This window comes from Actinoplanes sp. NPDC049118 (assembly GCF_040648555.1).
Taxonomy (GTDB): Bacteria; Actinomycetota; Actinomycetes; order Mycobacteriales; family Micromonosporaceae; genus Actinoplanes.
In genome coordinates this window covers 16,846-33,955 of the sequence record NZ_JBEZDY010000006.1, presented here as the reverse complement: position 1 = coordinate 33,955, position 17,110 = coordinate 16,846, and the positions used below count along the sequence as shown (strand labels likewise).

Genomic DNA, 17,110 nt, shown 5'->3' with positions numbered 1-17,110 from the left:
CGGCGTAGTCCGCACGCAGAACGGCTGGGGTCGCGCTGGGGTCGGCCGCCCATCGGCGGCCCCTACCGTGCAGGCATCCCTTGACGTCGGAGAAGGCGAGCGCTCGCATGCGTACGGTGGTGGACGCGATCAGCGGCCGGCGCGGCGGCCGGGGCACCCTGGCGATCGGCAGCTCCGAACGGGCCACGGTCCCCTGGGGCGAGGTGCATCGCCGGGCCCGGCTGGTCGCGCGCGATCTGACGGCCCGGGGCGTACAGCCCGGCGACCGGGTGGCGCTGCTCGGCGAGAGCCACGTCGACCTGGTCGTCGCGCTGCAGGCCACCTGGCTGGCCGGCGCGGCGGTCACCGTACTGCCCCTGCCCGTCCCGTCCGTTGAGGGACCGGCCTATGTGGATCACCTGCGGCGGATCGTCACGGATGCCCGGCCCCGCCTCGCGCTCGCCGGCGATCCGGACGGGCTGGGCGCCGCCGCGATCACGCCGGTCGTGCCGGTGGCCGACCTGCACGCGGTGGCGGCCGCGGCGACCGATCCCGGCGCCCCGGCCTCGGCCCCGGCGCCGGTGAGCCCCGCGGACCTGGCGGTGCTGCAGTACACGAGCGGCTCTACCCGCTCGCCGCGCGGCGTGCCGGTGACCCACGGGCAGCTGGCCGCCAACCTGGACGCGATCCTCATCGCGACCGACCATGATCGGGTACACGGCAGCACGTTGAGCTGGCTGCCGCTCTATCACGACATGGGGCTCGTCGGCATCCTCTGCACCTCAATGACCTGCGGTTGCGACCTCACCCTGCTACCCACCGCCGGGTTCGCCGCCCAGCCCCGCAGCTGGCTCGAGCAGATCGCCGCGACCGGCGCCACCGTGACCGCCGCGCCGAACTTCGCCTGGGCGCTGGCCGCCCGCCTGCTGCGCGCGATCCCGGCGCCCGACCCGGCCGTCGACCTGCGCTCCCTGCGGTGCGCCGCCTCCGGCGGGGAGCCGATCGACCCGGTCGCGATGGCCGGGTTCCTCGCCTCGGCGACGCCCCACGGATTCGATCCGGGCGCCTTCGTCTGCGCGTACGGGCTGGCCGAGGCGACCCTCGCGGTCACCGTGTCGAGGCCGGGCGCGGGCCTGCGGACCGACACGGTGGACCGGGAGGCACTGGAGCGCCGGGGCGCCGCCGTCCCGGCGGGCACCGGCCGGGCGCTGACCAGGCTGGGACGGCCGGTGCCCGGCACCCGGGTCCGGATCGTCGCGGCCGGTACCGGCGGTGAGGCACGGGTGCTGGCGGACCGTCGAGTCGGCCGGATCGAGGTCGCCGGGCCCGGTGTGACCGGCGGCTACTGGGGGGCGCCGGCCGCCGCATCCGATGGCTGGCTGCCGACCGGTGACCTCGGTTATCTCACCGGGGGTGAGCTGGTCGTCTGCGGACGCGCGGCGGACCTGCTCTTCGCCGCCGGCCGCAATATCCACCCACAGGACGTCGAGGCGCTGGCGGTCGAGGTGCCCCGGGTGCGCGCCGGCGGCGCCGCGGCCTTCGGGGTACCCGGCGGCGGAATCGCCGACCGGCTCGCGGTGGTGGTCGAGTCGCCGAGCTGGGCGGACGCCGACGAGGCGGAGTCGGTATGCGCGGCGGTCCGCGGCGCGATCGTGGCCGGCCTCGGGCTGGCCCCGCGCCAGGTCGCCGTCGTGCCGCCAGGAGAACTGGCCCGCACGTCCTCCGGAAAGCTGCGCCGCCACGAGATCCGCGCCCGGCTGCTCGCCGGGACCCTGCCCACCGCTGCGGTCGGCGCCGCATCGACACCGCCCGGAAAGGCACGCCGATGACATCTGTCCCCACTGGACGAGACGAGGAACCCGGCCGCCGTGAGGAACGGCGGCGCGAACTGGCCGCCGCCGTGGACCGGGATCCGGCGGAGCTGCCGGACCAGGCGCACCTCACCGACGACCTGGCGCTGGACAGCCTCGACATGCTCAGCATGCTCACCTGGATGCAGACACACGGCGTGACGAACGCCGACGGCCGGAACCTGCGCCGGGTCGGTCAGGTCCTCGACCTCGTCGGCCGTGCCGGCGACCGCGCCGGGCTGTCCGTCGTCGTCACCGCGGCGCCGCCCGGCACGGGCTGGATCGCGGCGGCGACCACGCCGCCGCGCCCGGACCGGCGGCAGGACAAGCTGGTGCCGGTGCTCAACGACGCCGCCTACCTGCTGAGCCCGATCCAGGAGGAGGATCTGCCCTTCCTCTACACGCTGGCGACGCATCCCGAGGTCTCCTACCGCTGGCGGTACCGGGGCAACCCGCCTCCGCCGGAGCGGTTCGCGGCCGACCTGTGGGGCAACGTGCTGGTCCAGCTGATCGCCCGCACCGCCGCCGACAGCCGCCCGGCGGGGCTCGTCGTCGCGTACGACGCGGATCTGGCGCACGGGCACGCGCTGCTCGGGGCGGTCTTCGCGCCCGAGCACGCCGGCACCGGCCTCCCGGCCGGCGCGTCGGCGCTGTTCGCGCGGTACCTGTTCCACACCTTCCCGCTGCGCAAGCTCTACCTGGAGATTCCGGGGTTCAACTGGGACCAGGTCCGCAGCGGTGCGGGCCGCCTCTTCACGGTGGAGGGCGTCCTGCGGGCGCATGACTTCTACGCCGGACGCTACTGGGACAAGCGCCTGTGCGCGATCTACCGGCCGGGCGGCGAACCGCGACCCGACCCCGCGGAGTGAAGCTGCCGCCGGTCCTGCCGCTCGCCGCCGCAGCCGCTCCGGAAGGGCAGGTGGGGCGTGGTGCGAACGGGCACCGTGGCCGGGGTGGCGATGGGGTTGGGGTGGCGACCGGCGTCACTAGCGTCCGGGCCATCAAGACCGCGCCGAGCGGCGCGGCCCGGGAGGGAGACGGTGATGAAGCTTAGAGGAGTGCGGACGCTGGCGTTGGGGGCGGCCGTGACGTCCGCGGCCGGTGGCATGGTCGGCGTCGCGGCCGGTCCGGCGAACGCGTCGCTGGCCGAGTGCGGGTCCGGGTACTTGTGCGCGTTCGCGGCGGCCAACTACAACGCGACGCCCGGAAGGGTGGCCGGCAACAACAACGACCTGCTGCAGTACCCGTCGTTCGACAATGCCGTGTCGATCTTCAACAACGGCGCCTCGTGCGGCGTGACGATCTGGAACGGGCGCAACCGGACCGGTACCAGCGTCTACCTGCCGCGCGGCACGGGCTACAGCAACCTCAACACGCAGAACCCGCCGTTCTACAAGAACGTCGCCTCGAACCACTGGTGCTGATGAGGTGAGAACACGCAGCGGACTTCCTGCCGTCGTGGCGGTGTCGGTCGCGCTGGTGGCCGGATGCGGTGACGCCTCCGGCCACGCGCGCCCCGACGTGCCACACCCGTTCGGCGGGGCGGCGCACATCCCGGTCGCGGAGCGGAGACTGTTCGCCGCGGCCGAGGAGGAGTTGGTGGCGGACTGCATGCGGGGCCGCGGCCTGCGATATCTGCCGCAGCCGCCGGCCGAGGCCGCCGGACCGGAGGAGACCGGCGCGGCGGTATACGGCCTGATCGGGCCGCGGGAGGCCCGGTTGCACGGGTACGGGATGGGTGAACGCCTGGTGGCGACACCGTCCTCGTCCGGCGGGGCGGCGATGCCTGTTGGCGCGAACGCCGCGATGCGAGCGGCGATGACCGCGCGGGAGCGCCGGGCCTGGGACGGGGCACTGCTGGGTACGCCGGGCCGCGAGGCTCGGATCGAGGTCGACGGCAATGTGTTCACCTATGCGCCGGACGCCTGCGTGACGCGCGCCCGCCAGGACCTCTTCGGGACGGACTGGGACCGCCTCCGGGTGACCGCGGAGGCGGCGGTGAGCGCCGTGGCCGCCCGGGTCTGGCGTGACCCCGCGATGACCGCCGCGGTGGCCCGCTGGTCGGAGTGCATGGCCGGGAAGGGCCACGACCTCCGCGCACCCGCCGAGGCTCGCGCTGTGGTCGACCGGGCGTTGTCCGGCGCCGCAGGCGGGAACCGGGCCGGCTTCGCGGCCGCCCTGCGACTCGAGCACGAGACGGCCATCGCGGACGCCGACTGCCAGTGCGACAGCGGCATCTGGGAGGCCGTTGTCTCCGCACAGCGCGCGGCCGAGCGCGGGACACCCGCCACCGCCTCCGCCGCCGTTTCGTCGCTGCGCGCCGCACGCGTGAAAGCTCTCGAGGCGGCCCGCCGCATCACCGCGACGGCGCCGCCGCCAACTCGATGAGACCGACCGGTCACCGCAGGTCCGGAACCTGCTGTCTGCACTGCACACAGGGGCACGATCTACCGCAGATGCCACTTGCTGGTCGTCCGGCCGCAGAAGCGGTGTTCCCGGACTCGATCGCCGTCCTGCTGAGCTGAGCCCGGTCAGGAGCGCGGACATCGTGTGCATTCCTACTGCGGGCATCGTGTGCATACTTGCCCCCGGACATGGATTCCCGGCCATTGAGCTGGTGGCCGTCGGCAAGGGGCGGGCGATGGGGCAGAGCACGGTGGAACACCCGCGGCAGGCGGCCGGTGAAGTGGGTGCGGTGGCCGACGGTGATCTCAGGCAGCTGCTGGCGGGCCTGACGGCGGTACGTGACGGCGACTTCCGCACCCGGCTACCGGAGGACGGCGACGGTCTCCTCGGCGAGATCGCCACCGTCTTCAACGGCATGGTCGACCAGTTGTCGCTGTTCACCTCGGAGGTGACCCGGGTCGCCAGAGAGGTGGGCACCGAGGGACAACTCGGCGGCCAGGCCGACGTGCCCGGCGTCTCCGGAACGTGGAAGGACCTGACCGACTCGGTGAACGCGATGGCCGGCAACCTCACCGACCAGGTCCGCGACATCGCCCAGGTGGCCACGGCGGTGGCCCGCGGCGACCTGTCGCAGAAGATCACCGTGGACGTGCGCGGTGAGATCCTCGAGCTGAAGAACACGGTCAACACGATGGTGGACGAGCTGTCGTCGTTCGCCGACGAGGTGACCCGGGTGGCCCGGGAGGTGGGCAGCGAGGGCCGGCTCGGCGGTCAGGCCGAGGTACCCGGGGTCGCCGGTACCTGGCGGGACCTGACCGACTCGGTGAACTTCATGGCCGGCAACCTCACCAACCAGGTCCGCAACATCGCCCAGGTGACCACCGCGGTGGCCCGCGGCGACCTGTCGCAGAAGATCACCGTGGACGCCCGGGGCGAGATCCTCGAGCTCAAGAGCACGATCAACACGATGGTGGATCAGCTGTCCAGCTTCGCCGACGAGGTGACCCGGGTGGCCCGGGAGGTGGGCACCGACGGCCGCCTCGGCGGGCAGGCGCAGGTCAGCGGCGTCGCGGGCACCTGGCGTGACCTGACCGACTCGGTGAACTCGATGGCCGGCAACCTGACCAACCAGGTGCGCTCGATCGCCCAGGTAGCGACCGCGGTGGCCCGCGGTGACCTGTCGCAGAAGATCACCGTCGCGGCGCGCGGCGAGATCCTGGAGCTGAAGAGCACGATCAACACGATGGTGGATCAGCTGTCCAGCTTCGCCGACGAGGTGACCCGGGTGGCCCGGGAGGTGGGCACCGAGGGCCGGCTCGGCGGCCAGGCCGACGTGAAGGGCGTCTCCGGCACGTGGAAGGACCTCACCGAGTCGGTGAACGTCATGGGCGACAATCTGACCGCCCAGGTACGCAGCATCGCCGAGGTCACCACCGCGGTCGCGCGCGGCGATTTGACGCAGAAGATCCGCGTGGACGCCCGCGGCGAGATCCTGGAGCTCAAGGAGACCATCAACACGATGGTCGACCAGCTCTCCGCGTTCGCCGACGAGGTGACCCGGGTGGCCCGGGAGGTGGGCACCGAGGGCCGCCTCGGCGGCCAGGCCCGGGTACTCAACGTGGGCGGAACGTGGAAGGACCTGACCGACAACGTCAACGTGATGGCCTCCAACCTGACCAACCAGGTGCGCTCGATCGCCCTGGTGGCGACCGCCGTGGCCCAGGGCGACCTGAGCAGGCAGATCACCGTCGAGGCCAAGGGCGAGGTCGCCGTCCTGGCCCAGACGATCAACACGATGGTGGACACGCTGAGCGCGTTCGCCGACGAGGTGACCCGGGTGGCCCGGGAGGTGGGCACCGAGGGCCAGCTCGGCGGCCAGGCCACGGTGCCGAACGTGGCCGGCACCTGGAAGGACCTGACGGACAACGTCAACTCGATGGCGAACAACCTGACCGGTCAGGTCCGCAACATCGCCCAGGTGACCACCGCGGTCGCCCAGGGTGACCTGACGAAGAAGATCGACGTGGACGCACGCGGCGAGATCCTCGAGCTCAAGACGACCATCAATACGATGGTGGACCAGCTGTCCAGCTTCGCCGCGGAGGTCACCCGGGTGGCGCGCGAGGTGGGCAGCGAGGGCCGGCTCGGCGGCCAGGCCGAGGTCGAGGGCGTTTCCGGTACGTGGAAGCGCCTCACCGAGAACGTCAACGGACTCGCCGGCAACCTGACCCGGCAGGTGCGGGCCATCGCCGAGGTGACCAGCGCCGTGGCCACCGGCGATCTGACCCGGTCGATCACCGTGGACGCCTCGGGCGAGGTCGCCGAGCTCAAGGACAACATCAACTTCATGGTGGAGTCGCTGCGCGAGACCACCCGGGCCAACCAGGAGCAGGACTGGCTCAAGACCAACCTGGCCCGCATCTCCTCGCTCATGCAGGGCCACCGCGACCTGGAAGTGGTCGCCTCGCTCGTGATGACCGAGCTGACCCCGCTGGTCAATGCGCAGCTCGGCACGTTCCTGCTGGTCGACGACGCCGCCGGCACGCGGCTGCGAGTGGTCGGCAGCTACGGTCACAACGGACGCGGACGGCGGTTCGCCATCGGCGAGTCGATGGTCGGGCAGGCCGCGCTCGCCAAGAGGCGCATCGTCGTCAACGAACTACCGACCGAATACTTCACCGTCGCGTCCAGCCTCGGCTCCGCGACCGCCCTTCAGCTCGTCGTGCTCCCCATCGTGGTCGAGGACCAGATTCTCGGCGTGATCGAGCTGGCGAGCATGGCCACCTTCACCGAGGTGCACCTCGCCTTCCTCGACCAGCTGATGGAGACCATCGGCGTCAACGTCAACACGATGGTGGCCAACGCCCGTACCGATGTGCTGCTGACCGAGTCGCAGCGCCTCGCCGCTGAGCTGCAGGCCCGCTCGGAGGAGCTGCAGGCCCGCTCGGAGGAGTTGCAGCGCTCCTACGCCGAGCTGGAGGACAAGGCGTCGCTGCTGGCCCGGCAGAACCGGGACATCGAGACGAAGAACTCCGAGATCGAGCAGGCGCGCCAGGAACTCGAGGCCCGCGCTCAGCAGCTGGCCCTGGCGTCGAAGTACAAGTCGGAGTTCCTCGCGAACATGAGCCACGAGCTGCGGACGCCGCTGAACTCGTTGCTCATCCTGGCACAGCTCCTCGCCCAGAACCCCACCCGCAATCTCAGCGCGAAACAGGTCGAGTACGCCAACGTCATCCACTCGGCGGGCACCGATCTGCTGCAGCTGATCAACGACATCCTCGACCTGTCCAAGGTCGAGGCCGGCAAGATGGACATCGCGCCGGAGGCCTTCGAACTCCGTAGCCTCGTCGACTACGTGGAGGCGACGTTCCGCCCCCTGACCACCTCCCGAGGCCTGGAGTTCGACGTCTCCGCCACCTCCGACGTGCCAGTCGGTCTGTTCACCGATGAGCAGCGACTGCGTCAGGTGCTGCGTAACCTGCTCTCCAACGCGGTCAAGTTCACCGAAGCGGGCCGGGTGCGGCTGAGCATCGAACTCGGCCGCACGGACGAGCTGCCCGAGACGCTTACCGGGCACGATACGGTCGTCGCGTTCCGCGTGATCGACACCGGCATCGGGATCGCCGAGCAGCAGCTGACCGCCATCTTCGACGCGTTCCAGCAAGCCGACGGCACGACCAGCCGCCGCTACGGCGGCACCGGCCTGGGCCTGTCCATCAGCCGGGAGATCGCCTACCTCCTCGGGGGCGAGATCCAAGCGCAGAGCGCCCTCGGCCAGGGCAGCACCTTCACCCTCTACCTGCCGGCCGAGGCACCGGCCGGCCACCTTGAGCTTCCAGCCGCCGGACAGGTCGTCGACGTGTTGATCCCGGAACTCGGCACCGATGAGCACGTCACCGATCGCCATGCCCAACTCCGGCTGCTGGTGGTCGAGGCCGACTCCCACGGACTGCTCACCTTGATCTCGCGTAGCGCCGCCGCCACCGTCGCCGACACCCACGGGACCGTACAGGTCGCCACGGCGGTCGACCCGGACGCCGCGATCGCCGAACTGACGTCGCAGCCGTTCCACGCCGTCGTGCTCGACCTGTCGATGCCGGCCGACAACGGCTCGGTGTTCCTCAAAGCGCTGCACGATCGGACCAACCTGCGGCACCTGCCGGTCCTGGCCTACCGCACCCACCCGATGTCGCCGAACCACGACACCCTCCTCCAGGCGCTGGCGCAGACTCGCCCGCTGGAGCTGCTGTCGAGCCTCGACGAACTCCGCGAGCGCATCACCCTGCACCTGTCCACGAATTCGGGTTCGCCCACCGGGACGCCGACGATCGACACCCCGGCAGCCGCCGGTACCGCCGACCAACCCGGCAAACTCGTCGGACGCAAGGTGCTGGTCGTCGACGACGACGCGCGTAACGTCTTCGCGCTCACCAACATCCTCGAACTGCACGGCATGGAGGTCGTCTACGCGGAGAACGGCCGCAAGGGCATCGACGTACTCGCCCAGCACGACGATGTCGACCTCATCCTGATGGACGTCATGATGCCGGAAATGGACGGCTACGCCGCCACCACCGCCATCCGCGCCATGCCCAGATACGCCCAGCTGCCCATCATCGCCGTCACCGCCAAGGCCATGCACGGCGACCGTGAGAAGAGCCTCGCCTCAGGCGCAAGCGACTATGTGACCAAACCCGTGGACGCGGAAGACCTCCTGCAATGCATCGACCGATGGCTGCAGGCAAGCGGTGCCGGTGACCCCCGCTCGTAGAAGGGTCGTGGCCTTCCCGCGGTCATGAGAGCGGCCACTCGCACGGGCACGCGGCGTCATCCGATGATGATTTCGCACTGGGTCCGCGTTTCGATGGTCGCGGCGCACCGGTCGGACGCGCCGGCGCCGCCGCTGAGGGTGTCCGCGCCGGCGTCGCCGGAGACCTGGTCGGCGCCGGCGTCGCCGGTGAGCGTGTCGCCGTCCGCGCCGCCGTCCACCGTGTCCACGGCGTCGGTTCCGACGTAGACGTCACTGCCGGCGCCGAGGCAGACGGTGTCGGCCCCGTTGGCCACGACCACATCGTCGCCCCCGAGCGCGGCGATGACGTCCGGGCCGGGCGGGCTGAAGATGCGGTCCGGCCCGGCCGTGCCGGTGATCGCCGGGTTGGCGCAGCTGGGCGGCTGCGCCTGGGCGGCGGTCGCCGGCATGAGCACGGCGGCGGCGCCGAGCAGGGCGGCCGACAGGGCGGTCGTGGCGAGCCGGGACGAACGATTCTCGATCCGGAACATGGTTTCTCCCCGCACACATAATGACAATTTCGACTGATCAGTCCATCGATATCGCATCACCAGACCCACCGGGAATGATGATGGAAGTGCCGACCGAATCCATTGCGGCGACAGCGCCGGTAGAGGGATTTCTCGGGCCCACTCCATGGACGACGCTACTGTGGAGTCCAGCCGCCTACAACCCGGCCACTTCTCAGCATCGGAACTGATTCTTCCACGCGCCCGGGTATCGGAAATTCCGCGTCACCCGTCGTCCATATTGACCGATTGTCATGCACTGGCGGATGAATGCACCCCAGGCTGCCGGGCTACTCCGCGGCCGGCGAGGCGGAACACGGCTCACGCCTTGTCGAAATCGGCAGCGTATCGATCTGCGCCCAAGGTGCCCCGGAGCTCACGCAGTGTGGCGACGCCTCAGCCGCGGTGCACGCACGTCCGATCGGAGTCGACGGTTCCGCCCAGATCGACGATCCGGGCCAGGACCGCCCGGCAGCCGGCCGGGCCGGTGTCGCTGCTGTTGTCCGTGACGATGGCGTGGTCCAGTTCCACCCGGCCGGGGCCCGGGGTGTTCGGCGGGCCGGGGACGTACCCCAGCGTGATGTTGATGCCACCACCGCCACGGTCGGCGTGATTGTGGCTGACGGTGGTGTCCACCAGGGTGACCGTGTCCGGCCCGCGGACGTCGATCCCGCCGCCGTAGCCGGCCAGTTCGCCGGGCCGCGTCGGGTCGTACGGGTCCGTGACCCGGTTGCCCGTGATGACCGAACGCTCCACCCGGCCCCGCGCGTCGAACCGGATGCCGCCCGCCTCGCCCGCCACGTTGCCGTCGACCAGGCTGTCGCGCAGCGTCATCGAGGTGAACGGGATGTTCTGCACGGCACCGCCGATGCGGCCGCTGTTGCCCGTCATGCGTACCCGGTCCATCGTCAACGCCGACGCGTTGAGCACCGCGCCGCCGCCGTAGTAGTTGTAGAGCGACGCCACCGGCGCCGACACGCCGCCGGTGATGGTGAGATCCGACATGGTGGTCGCCCCGAGAGTGGTGAAGACCCGATCGAGGTGGCCGCCGTCGACCACGGTGCGGTCGCGGCCGGCCCCTTCGACGCGGGTCGTCCTGAAGATCTTGAGGTTGCCGTGCGCGGCGTCCGCGAGGGTGTAGTCGGTGAGGGCGCGGCCCAGTAGCGGCGGGATGGTCAGGACGTAGCGGCCCGCGGGGATGACGATGGTCGAGCCGGGGTGGGCGTTGGCCTCCATGACCGCGGCGCGCACCGTGCAGGCACCGGCGATGCTGGCACAGCGGCCGTCACCGGGCGTGCCGTCGGGGACGTCGGCGGCGCTGTCCACCTGATATCGCTGGCCCGTCGCATAGGCGGGCGCACCGGGGGCGATGACGGCGACAGCGACGAACGTCGCGACGGCGAGTCGCCGACCCGGCCGGGTGTGGTGTGAAGTCCGCATGGGCCCAAGTTAGCGACTGGCGGAACACCGCGAAATGCGCGCACACCAGAAATCACATGAATTTCATTGTTCAATCCCATGCGTCAATTGCTTCTGGACGGCAGGGAATGAAGAGCCGAATCCCTTCGGCTCGCATTGACAATCGGGCTTCTGAACGACATCTGACCCCGCCGCCGGCTCTTGCACCGGTGGCGGGGTCAGAGGTGACCCGGATGGTTCAGCCGCCGATGCCGGCGGCCTTGCACGCTTGGGCGTAGTTTCCGGCGCAGAGCGATCCGGGCGTGACGAACCCGTCCTTGATGACGGTGTCGGCGATGTTGTCGCGGGTCACGGCGACCGGGTCGAGCAGGAACGACGGAATCTTGCCGGCGTGGTTGTCGACGCCGGCCGGTGCCTGCGGGCGCTGACCGCGCAGCAGATCGTTGGCGAGCTCGGCGGCCTTCTCGGCCTGGGGCCGGATCGCCTTGTAGACGGTCATGTACTGCTCGCCGGCGAGGATGCGCTGCAGCGCCGCCGTCTCGGCGTCCTGACCCGTGACCGGGACGTCGGGCAGCCCGGCGGCGCGCATCGCGGCGATGGCGCCGCCGGCGGTGCCGTCGTTGGCCGCGTAGACACCGATGATCTTGCGGCCGCTCAGCTTGCCGAGCGTCTTGGCGGTCCAGGCTCGGGCGTTGTCGGGGTTCCAGTCGATGGTGTCGTACTCGCCGGCGATCTTCACCTTGCCGTCCAGGCCGGCGTGGGCACCCTGCTTGAACAGCGTCGCGTTGTTGTCGGTGGGCGAGCCGTTGATCCACAGGATGTCGCCCGATCCGGCATCGGAGCCGAGCGCGTCGAGCAGCGCCTTGGCCTGCAGGTCGCCTACCTTGGCGTTGTCGAAGCTGATGTAGTAGTCGACGGCGGCGTTGAGCACGAGCCGGTCGTAGGAGATGACCGGCACGTTGCGGTCCTTGGCGATCGTCGCGATCTTCGCGGCGGCGGCGCTGTCCACGGGGGTGAGAACCAGGACCTTGGCACCCTTGTCGAGGGCATCCTCGGCCTGCTCGAGCTGCTTGGCCGCGTCCTGGGCGGCGTTGCGGTAGTCGACCGTGCAGCCGGGGCACAGCTCCTTGAGACGCTGGGCGAAATACGGCTGGTCGGCGGCCTCATACCGGCTGGCGGTCAGGTCGGGCAGCAGCAACGCGACCCGGGCGGCCGGCCCGTCCGCGGTGTCGGAGGTTGAGGCGGCCGGGCCGCCGGTCAGGCCGCAGCCGGAGACGGCGAGGGTCACGCCCAGTCCCAGGCCAGTCAGGCGCACGGCGATGTTGGTGAGCACACGCATCGAAGACTTCACTTTCGATCGAATCCGGGTAGAGGGGGTCGGCGCGGCGGTCAGTGCCGGAACCGGGAGACCACGGCGTGCATCTCGGCCGCCATCCGGGCGAGTTCCTGCACGGCGTGCACGGTGCTGCCGACGCCCTCCTGAGTGGTCTCGGTGGCGGCGGCGACACCGCCGACCGTGTCGGCGATCTCGCTGGACCCGACGGCCGCCTGGGAGACGCTGCGGCTCATCTCCTCGGTCGTGCTGGACTGCTCCTCGATCGCGGCGGCGATCGTGCCCTGCAATTCGCTGACCTGGGCGATGACGTCACTGATCCGCTCGATGCTGGTGACCGCGGCGTCGGTGTCGCCCTGGATCGCCTTGACCCGCCGGCCGATGTCCTCGGTGGCCTTGGCGGTCTCCTGGGCGAGGTCCTTGACCTCCTGGGCGACGACGGCGAAACCCTTGCCGTACTCGCCGGCGCGGGCGGCCTCGATCGTGGCATTGAGCGCCAGCAGGTTGGTCTGCGACGCGATCGCGGTGATCACCTCGACGACGGCGCCGATCTCGGTGGACGATTCACCGAGCTTGCCGATGGTGGCGGTCGCCGCCTCGGCGGCGGTCGCGGCCTCGGCGGCGACGGCCGCGGCCTTCGCGGAGCTGCGGGAGATCTCCACGATCGAGATGCCCATCTCCTCGGCGCCGGCGGCGACCGACGCCACGTGCGAGCTGACCTCCGCGGCACTGCCGGCGACCTGTTCCGCGCGCCGGTTGGCGTCGACGGCGCTGTCGCCGATCTGCCCGCCGATGGCGGTCAGCTCCTCGGTGGCGGCGGCCAGCGACGATGCGTTCTCGCCGAGCGTCTGGACGGCCTCACGGGTGCGGTCGTTCGCGACCGCCAGATCCCGCGCCATCTGGCCGACCTCGTCGCGGGAGTCGATGGTCACCTTCGCGGTGAGGTCCCCGGTGGCGACGGCGGCGAGCACGGCGCGGATGCGCTGGATCGGCTTGGCGATCGACGCGGCCAGGAAACGGCTGAGCACGAATGCGACCACCAGGCCGGCGACCAACGCGGCGATCATGAGCAGGCGGGCGCTGCGGTAGGTGCCGGCGGCCGACGCGGCGGCCTTCTGACCGCTGCTCTGCTCGTAGGCCTGGAGCTCGGCGAGCGCCCCCATGGCGTTGTCGCTGACGATCTGCCCGTCACCGAGGTACGCCTGCTGGAAATCGGCGATCTTCTTGTCCTTGATCAGCGGCATCAGCCGGTGGTCGCGCACGTTGCGGTAGGCGCCCCACCAGATCTCGAACCTGTCCAGCAGGGCACGCTGAGCCGCGGTCGTCGCGGTGCTCCGGTACGCCTTCACCTCCTCGTCGAGGCGGGTATCGGCGGCGGCGATGCCGTCGGAGAACGACTTGGCGGCGACCGGACCGTTCGACAGCGCCAGGTTGGCGAGGTCGTTCTGGCTCTTGAGCGCTGCCGAGCTGATCGCGGCGAGGTGCGCCGACGGCTGAAGGTTGCGGACGTAGAGTTCGTCGGCCCTGCCGTTGACCTGCGCGAGGCCCGCCGCGCCGACCGCGAGCACCGCGGCGCTGACCGAGCAGCACACACCGACCAGCAGGAGCAACTTCCTGCTGACCGGCTGGTCGGCAAGCCACCTCAGCGGCGACAATCGCCCATGTGAACCTTTCGCCGCTTTTTGTCCGCCCCCGCCGTTCACGTCTGCCTCCTCGACCACCGGACGCGCGCTTCCGACGCGTCTGCGTCGTGGCTGATCGGCACCTGAGCCTTCCGGTCGAGCATTTGCTGCGATGGTCCTCACCACCGGCACCCGCCCGTGGCGAGGTAGACAGCGGCAGGGGTGAGTGGTGATATGGGGTGGCACCTGGAGGACGGAAGTGCCTGACGATGGTGAGCTTCACATCTTCGGTGAGGTGGACGCGGCGGCCGAGGCGTTCGAGCATTCGCCGTTCATCTCGCTGGTAACGGACGGTCCGGAGCTGAGGACGGTGGCCTTCAACGCCGCGGCGCGGGCGATCACCGGTAACCGCCTGGTACACGATGTGCCGATCCTCGAGGCCTTCCCCCGGGAGTTGATGGGGCAGGGGTGGCCGGAGGCGCACCTGATCCCCACGCTGACGGGCGAGACCGTCACCAGAGACGAGCACCGCATTCAGCTACACCAGCCGGACGGGTCCGTGGTGGAGGCGTACGTGGACACCTACTTCACCCCCCGTCTCGGCCCGGACGGGCACCCCCGCGGGACAATCGTGGTGACCCGCGACGTCACCGACCGCGTGCTGAAGCGCGCGGCGCTCGAGCGTGAGCTGGACGAGCTGCGCGAGCGGTACGCGGCGGCCCGCGGCAGCGTGCGGGCGATGCAGCGTGCCCTGCTGGCGGACTCGGTGCCCGTGCTGCCCTCCTTCGACGTCGCGGCCCGCTACGTGCTCGCCTCCGACGAACAGGCCGCCGGTGGCGACTGGTTCGATGCGGTGACGCGCGCGGACGGCTCGGTCGTACTCGTCGTCGGTGACGTCGTCGGCCACGGGCAGACCGCCGCCGTCGCGATGGGGCAACTGCGCAGCGTGCTGCTCTCCCAGCTACGCGCCGGCAGCGGTGTCGGCGAGGCCATGCGGTTCCTCGACGGCTTCGCCGTCACCGTTCCCGCGGCTCGCCGCACCACCGTCTGCATCGTCTGCGTCGAGGAGAGCGGCGAGGTCCGGTACTGCACTGCCGGGCACCCACCACCGCTCGTGCTCGGCGTCGACGAGGCCGACACCAGATACCTGGCGCCGACCGGCGCTGGGCCATTGGCCACGGGAGCCGAGTTCCACACCGGCCGGGCCCGGCTCAAGGTCGGTGAGGCGATCGTCCTCTACAGCGACGGAATTCTGGAACGTCCCGGGACTACCCCGGCCGCGGCGACGCTGGAGCTGCGCACCACCGCGAGCAACGCCCAGCACAATCTGATCATGCCTGCCGGGGCGCCCCGCAGCGCCGCCGAACGCATCTGCACCCTGACGATCGAGCTGCTGACGCGGATCAGCGGGTACAGCGACGACATCACGATCCTCGCGCTGCAGCGCCGGCCCGCCGCGGCGGGCCTCGACGTACGGCTGGACGTGACACCCGACGCGGTCCCGCGCGCCCGCGCCGCGCTGCGGGACTGGCTGCTCGAGCTCGAGCCCGGTGCGCACGACGTCGACGCGCTGGTGCACGCGACGACGGAGTTGGTCGCCAACGTGGTCGATCACGCCTACCTGGGCGCGCAACCCCAGCCGTTCCGGATCAGGGCGCGGCTGGAGCGCGACGGCACGGTCGTTCTCGACGTGATCGACGGAGGCAGCTGGAAGCTGCCCGTGGTGACCGCGCAGCGCGGGCGCGGCCTGGCGCTGGTGCGTGCGCTGGTCGACCAGGTCGAGATCGCGCGTCTCCCGCACGGCACGACGGCGAGCATCCGCCACGCCGTCCGCCGGCGCGCCGGGCTGCTGGAGCGACCCGCGCCGCACGCCGAACCCGACCCCGAGCTCTTCGACGTGTGGGCGCAGGACGGCCCGCAACCCGCACTCACCCTCATCGGTCCCCTCGACGCGGCGAATGTCGCGGACGCGGCGGCCCACCTCGACCTGGCCCTGACCGAGGCCGCCGCCGTCGTCACCGTCGACCTCTCCCGCGTGACGCTGCTGGCCAGCGCCGGAGTGGACCTGCTTTTCCGCGCCACCGAGCAGGCACGCGTCCTCGGCCTGCAGGTCGACCTCATCGCACCGAACGGTTCACCGGCCCAGCACGTCCTCACCCTCGTAGGCCTGCCCTACCAGACCGCCTCCGCGGCCGGATGACGCCCGCACCGTAGTTCTATGCCCGAAGAGACAGTGGATTGTCCCCATTGTGCGCTTCTTCACCCGGCCGTCTGTTCGTGGCTGTCTTCGGCGAATACAGTGAAAGGCCGGTGGCGGGTGCCTGTGGTGTCGGCGAGCCAGCGTCATGAAGCGGCGTGGACCCGGAACTCCCCCTCCGGTGGTGCCCGCCGTGATCTGCGCATGGCCCGGCAACGTCACGGTGTCGGCGATGTGCCCGCGGTGAGGGCATGGTCTTCTTGAGTATCAACAGCCCGATAGACCGTGCCGAGGCGTTCGCGCGGCTCGGCAGGATCAAGCTGAGCGACACCGACCTCGACGGGGTCCTCGCCACGATAGCCACCCTGGCCAAGCGGACCGTCCCGGGCGCCACCGAGGTCTCGGTCACCCTGGTACGCGAAAACCGGGCACACACCGCCGCGTTCACCGGCGAGCTGGCGCTGTGCCTCGACGAGTCGCAGTACGCATCGGGTCACGGGCCCTGCCTCGACGCGGCCGCCGACTCGGTCATGCTGTCCGTGCCGGAGATCGCCGCGGAGTGCCGCTGGCCGCGGTGGACCCCGCGAGCGCTGGCACGCGGCGCCCGCAGCTCCCTGGCGATCGGCCTGCCGATCCTGGAGGCCGTCACCGGCGCGCTGAACCTCTACGCCACCACGCCGAACGCCTTCGACGACGACGCGATCTCGGTCGCCAGGACGTTCGCCGAATACGCCGCGGTGGCCCTGGCCAACGCGAACCTGTGCGACACCAACGCGACCCTCGCGCAGCACATGCGGACCGCGATGGACAGCCGCGCCGTCATCGAGCAGGCCAAGGGCATCATCATGGCCGACCGGCGCTGCACGGCCGAGGAGGCGTTCGGCATCCTCAGCAAGATCTCCCAGGACACCAATCGCAAGCTGCGCGACGTCGCGACGGCCCTGGTCGCCCAGGCGCCGGCGAACCCCGGCCAGGTGCGGCAGAAATAGGGACTCACGGGCGTTCG

The 17,110-nt window shown here is 70.9% G+C and carries 11 protein-coding genes; 7 read left to right on the top strand and 4 right to left on the bottom strand.

Annotated elements, in window-relative coordinates; translation table 11 throughout:
• Positions 1–107: 107 nt before the first annotated feature.
• From AB0B58_RS10835 to AB0B58_RS10815, 5 genes are all read left to right on the top strand, one after another.
• The gene (locus AB0B58_RS10835; protein WP_360221055.1) at positions 108–1,808 is read left to right on the top strand and encodes an AMP-binding protein; all 1,701 of its coding nucleotides are present in this window, start codon (positions 108–110) and stop codon (positions 1,806–1,808) included.
• A complete protein-coding gene (locus tag AB0B58_RS10830; protein ID WP_360221052.1) occupies positions 1,805–2,698 on the top strand; it encodes a GNAT family protein in 894 nt (297 codons plus the stop codon). Before AB0B58_RS10835 ends, AB0B58_RS10830 begins: the two co-directional genes overlap by 4 nt.
• Positions 2,699–2,872: 174 nt before the next feature.
• Entirely contained in the window at positions 2,873–3,253 is a 381-nt protein-coding gene (locus tag AB0B58_RS10825; RefSeq protein WP_360221049.1) for a peptidase inhibitor family I36 protein, read from the top strand.
• 4 nt (positions 3,254–3,257) lie between these two features.
• On the top strand, positions 3,258–4,217 hold the full coding sequence (locus AB0B58_RS10820) for a hypothetical protein (protein ID WP_360221046.1): 960 nt from the start codon (positions 3,258–3,260) through the stop codon (positions 4,215–4,217).
• A 253-nt stretch (positions 4,218–4,470) separates the two neighbouring features.
• The gene (locus AB0B58_RS10815) at positions 4,471–9,006 is read left to right on the top strand and encodes a HAMP domain-containing protein (protein ID WP_360221043.1); all 4,536 of its coding nucleotides are present in this window, start codon (positions 4,471–4,473) and stop codon (positions 9,004–9,006) included.
• 56 nt (positions 9,007–9,062) lie between these two features.
• Here the strand turns inward: AB0B58_RS10815 and AB0B58_RS10810 are convergent, their stop codons facing one another.
• From AB0B58_RS10810 to AB0B58_RS10795, 4 genes are all read right to left on the bottom strand, one after another.
• Positions 9,063–9,515: a calcium-binding protein gene (locus tag AB0B58_RS10810; RefSeq protein WP_360221040.1), complete on the bottom strand. Its 453-nt coding sequence runs from the start codon at positions 9,513–9,515 to the stop codon at positions 9,063–9,065.
• A 414-nt stretch (positions 9,516–9,929) separates the two neighbouring features.
• Entirely contained in the window at positions 9,930–10,973 is a 1,044-nt protein-coding gene (locus AB0B58_RS10805; protein ID WP_360221037.1) for a hypothetical protein, read from the bottom strand.
• Positions 10,974–11,190: 217 nt separating this feature from the next.
• A complete protein-coding gene (locus tag AB0B58_RS10800; protein ID WP_360221034.1) occupies positions 11,191–12,291 on the bottom strand; it encodes a substrate-binding domain-containing protein in 1,101 nt (366 codons plus the stop codon).
• A gap of 50 nt (positions 12,292–12,341) precedes the next feature.
• On the bottom strand, positions 12,342–13,940 hold the full coding sequence (locus tag AB0B58_RS10795) for a methyl-accepting chemotaxis protein (protein ID WP_360221031.1): 1,599 nt from the start codon (positions 13,938–13,940) through the stop codon (positions 12,342–12,344).
• Between the two features lie 226 nt (positions 13,941–14,166).
• Here AB0B58_RS10795 and AB0B58_RS10790 point away from each other — a divergent pair, with 226 nt between their 5' ends.
• Both AB0B58_RS10790 and AB0B58_RS10785 read left to right on the top strand, forming a co-directional pair.
• The gene (locus AB0B58_RS10790; RefSeq protein WP_360221028.1) at positions 14,167–16,107 is read left to right on the top strand and encodes a SpoIIE family protein phosphatase; all 1,941 of its coding nucleotides are present in this window, start codon (positions 14,167–14,169) and stop codon (positions 16,105–16,107) included.
• Between the two features lie 248 nt (positions 16,108–16,355).
• On the top strand, positions 16,356–17,093 hold the full coding sequence (locus AB0B58_RS10785; RefSeq protein ID WP_360221025.1) for a GAF and ANTAR domain-containing protein: 738 nt from the start codon (positions 16,356–16,358) through the stop codon (positions 17,091–17,093).
• The last annotated feature ends 17 nt before the right edge of the window (positions 17,094–17,110 follow it).